This is a genomic window from Blastocatellia bacterium (genome assembly GCA_035573895.1).
GTDB lineage: Bacteria > Acidobacteriota > Blastocatellia > HR10 > HR10 > DATLZR01.
The window spans coordinates 1-4138 of the sequence record DATLZR010000118.1 but is presented as its reverse complement, the minus strand read 5'-3'; the positions used below and the strand labels follow the sequence as shown (position 1 = coordinate 4138).

The window sequence follows — 4138 nt, the reverse complement described above, 5'->3', positions numbered from 1 at the left end:
CACTGTGCTCTCGACATCCACCCAGCCGCCGTGCGCTTTGATGATCCCGTAGACGACCGACAGCCCCAGTCCGGTCCCTTTGCCCACCTCTTTGGTGGTGAAGAAGGGCTCGAAGATGTGGGGGAGAATCTCCGGCGGGATACCCTCGCCAGTATCGCTGACGGTCAGGCGGACGAAGCGCTGGGTTCCTGAGGCAACGGGTATTGGAGGCGTCAGCACTTCTGTCCGAACGCTCTCGGCGGTGATGTCGAGGCGTCCTCCCTCGCCCATCGCGTCGCGGGCGTTGACGGCGAGATTGACGATGACCTGTTGAAGCTGTGAGGGGTCTGCTTCGATGATCAGATCGGGCGGCGGCAACACCATTTTGATCTCGATGTTCTCAGGGATGATCCGTCGGAGCAACGGTTCTATCTCTTCCAAGAAGTGTCGCACGCAACATCGCTTCTTCTCACCGGTCGTGGGGCGACTGAACAGAAGCAGTTGTTTGATCAGATCGCGGGCGCGTTCACACAATGCCAGAACTCGCTGGTGATACTCCGCAATCGGATGCGTCGGTCCGAGTTTGCGGAGGGCGACCTCGGTGAATCCCATAATTCCGGTGAGCAGATTGTTGAAGTCATGGGCAATCCCGCCGGCCAGTGTGCCCACCGATTCCATTTTCTGAGCGTGCAGGAGTTGCTGTTGAAGTTTCCGCTGGGTTTCCTCGCTCCGCTTCCGCAGGATCTCGGCGCCGAGCCGCTCAGCGACGATCCGGATGATGCGAATCTCTGTTCGGCTGAATTCTTTGGGGTGGTCGGAAAAGGCACAGAGAGCACCGATGACTTGACCCGTCGCATCCATGATGGGGGCGCCGATATAGCATTCGCTGCGATTGCTCGTCAAATCCGGATCATCAGGGAAGGCCTCCCAAGCCCGGTTTGAGTAAACCACGAGGCGCCCCTCACGAACCACACGTTCCACGGCCATGCCCGGCAGTGAGTACTGCCGGCCATGCTCAACGGCTCCTCGCCGGTAAAAGACACGGGCGATGGCCGACCGACCATCTTCCATCACTTCTCCGGCGACGACAAAAGGCATTCGGAGCAGTTCCGCAATCGTGGCTACTGCCCGGTCGAAAAGCTCCTCTCCGTGATAGCGGGTGACGACCTCGTAGATGCGGGTGAGTTGACGGTCAGCCCGATATTGCTCGGTGATGTCACGCACAAGAGAGGTGACACCGACGGGGCGATCACCTTCGAAGATGGGGCGACCGGAGGATCGGACATAACGCACCTCTCCCGTCCTGGTGACGACGCGCGTATCAACGGAGTGTGTCGCCCCTTGAAGCCGTTCAGAGAAAAGACGACGCACCTTCTCGACATCTTCCGGGTGAACGATGTCATAGATTCTTTTCCCCACCAGCTCCTCGGGTCGGTAACCGGTCAAAGGTGTGACGGCCGAGTTGACGTACGTCACCCGTCCATCGAGATCCAGTTGCAGAAGGACCTCGCTCATGGATTCGACCAGAGTCTGGTATTGGTGCTGCGATCGGCGCAGGGCTTCAAGGGCCTGCTCTCGCTCGGCCTCCAGAGCAACCTGTCGCTGTCGTCGCCGGTATCCATCAAAAAGAACAGCCGTAGAGCGAATGAGAACGTCCAAGACCTCTTGGTGTCCCTCGGTGTAGCCCCCGGGACGATTTGCCACCCCAATTATCCCCACGACCTCCTGACCCTGAAGGATCGGTATGCCCAGAAAAGAATTCAGCCGGGGATGGCCCTTCGGCACACCGCGAAAGCGCCGATCGGCGGTTGGGTTATTTGTCAGAACCGGCTGACCCGTGGCGATGATATAATCGAGAAGATTTCTGAGGGCGCACTTTTCCACGAAGCCTCGCTCGTCATAGCCCCGGCGGCTTTCTTCAAGGGAGGCAAGGCTCAGCGGATCGTGCCCCTCAGGGGCGACCTTACAGGCGAGCAGGTGCAGATTCGGACCTTCGGCGACAGCCGCCACAAAACCATCTTCGCTCTGTGTCAGCCGGAGCGCCGCATCGAGAAGGATGTCGCTCGCCTCATTCCAATCCCCACTCTCCAGAAAGACGGCCATGGCCCGGGTAACGGCAGTGAGCTGGTCGGTCGTTACCCGCAGAGCAGCCTCCATCGCCTTTCGCTCGGTGATGTCCACATACATGGCGCGAGTACCTGACACGCGCCCCTCAGCGTCCCTTTCCGGAACCGCTCGCAGCAACGTTTGAATGATCCGCCCGTCCCGCGCGATGAGATCGCGCTCTTCTGCAATGAACTCACCCCGGAGCGCCCGTTCGTAGCCCCCCTGGCGGAGTCTCGCCTGAGATTCCGGGGTGTAGAAATCCGTCAGCGGTCGCTCGATGACTTCCTCCCGCGAATATCCCAGTGTCTGAAGAAAGAGCTGATTGCAGTCAGTGATCACCGGGGTTCCCTCTTGATCGCGCGTGATGACGTACATCACCGGAGCTTCCTCGAACAACGCGCGGTACCGTTGTTCGGTTTGCCGCAAGTCCGCCTCCGCTCGCTTTCGCTCGGTGATGTCTTCGACGAATCCTTCGTAATAGAGGATTCGGCCCGTCTCATCGCGGACGGCGCGAGCGGAAAGAGAAACCCAGATTTTCTTGCCGTCCTTGCGATACTCTTCCGTCTGAAAATCTCGGACGATGCCGTGCTCTTTCAAAAGCCGCGCAAAAAGGGTCCGGTGCTCGGGGTTGACGTACATCTGTTGAGCGATATTGGTGATAGCTGCCATCAGCTCTTCCGGGCTGTCGTAGCCAAAGATGCGGGCCGCTGCCGGATTGACTGCGATCAACCGACCGTCCGGGGTGCTCTGGAAGATCCCTTCGACGGCATTCTCGAAAATGCTTCGATACTTCGCCTCGGACTGAGCCAGGTCCCGATAGAGACGCGCGTTCTCGACGGTGACTCCGATGATCTCGCTAATGGAGAGAAGCATCTGAATCTGCTCATCGCTCATGGTATGGGGGAATCGGCTGATGAGATTCATCCCGCCGAGGACACGGCTGCGTACTTTCCAGGGGAAACTGGCGAGGAACCGATAGCCCGCCTGGACGACGGCACGACGCGTGAGGCGGGGATCCTTTTCCAGATCGGTGACGATGAGCGGCTCGCCGGTCAGCGCCACCTGCCCGGCGAGACCCTCACCGACTTTCAACCCCTTGACCGCATCCAGAACTTCCTGGGGGATACCCCGATGTGCGCAGGTGATCAGTTCCTGACGTGACGGGTCAATCATCCAGACCGTTCCACTCTCGATCCCGGTCAGGTCCAGGACCCTGATCAGTGCGAGATCGAAAACCTCATGCAGATCGGACGCTTCACCAACAGCCAGAGCGATTTCGTTGACGATGGAGAGACATCGCGCCGGTCCGGCGAACCCGTTGAGAGCAGTGGATGGGGGGCTCACCACCAGGGATGCTTTCCTTCGGGCGCGAGATTTATCAACGCGACCGGGCGGGCCCTCTGAGACTTTTCTTCGAACCTTCATCGGTTACTTCTCCTCTGCTCGATGACCACCTTTGCGTCACGCCGACCGATCCAGGCACTGGCGCACCACACCGGCCAGCGTCGCCATATCGTAAGGTTTTTGCACGAGGCCCAGGGCTCCCTGTCGAATCAGCTCCTCGGCCACGTCTTCGGGGCTGTAACCCGTCACCAACACGATTCTCACCCGGGGATTGATGTTACGCAGTTCGTAGAAGGCCCGCTGTCCGCTCATCTGCGGCATGACGACATCGAGCAGGACCAGATCAATCTCTCGGTGATGCTGGCGGAAGACTCGCACCGCTTCCTCGCCGTCCCGCGCCACGAGCACGCGATAACCGAGCTTCCTGAGGATCTCCTGACCGAGTTTCAACACGACGGGTTCGTCCTCCACCACCAGGATTGTTTCGCTTCCTCCGACGAGGGGAGAATCGGCACCCGATGGAACGGCACTCTCACACGAGTCAACCTGGGGAAGGTAGATATGAAAGCGGGTGCCCTGGCCCACTGTGCTCTCGACATCCACCCAGCCGCCGTGCGCTTTGATGATCCCGTAGACGACCGACAGCCCCAGTCCGGTCCCTTTGCCCACCTCTTTGGTGGTGAAGAAGGGCTCGAAGATGTGGGGGAGA

General features: G+C 59.6%; 2 protein-coding genes. Both read right to left on the bottom strand.

Annotated elements, in window-relative coordinates; all coding sequences use genetic code 11:
- On the bottom strand, nt 1–3510 hold a 3510-nt coding region (locus VNM72_10865), incomplete at its 3' end, for a PAS domain S-box protein (protein HXF05901.1).
- A 36-nt stretch (nt 3511–3546) separates the two neighbouring features.
- A partial coding sequence (locus tag VNM72_10860; protein ID HXF05900.1) for a response regulator occupies nt 3547–4138 on the bottom strand: 592 nt, incomplete at its 5' end.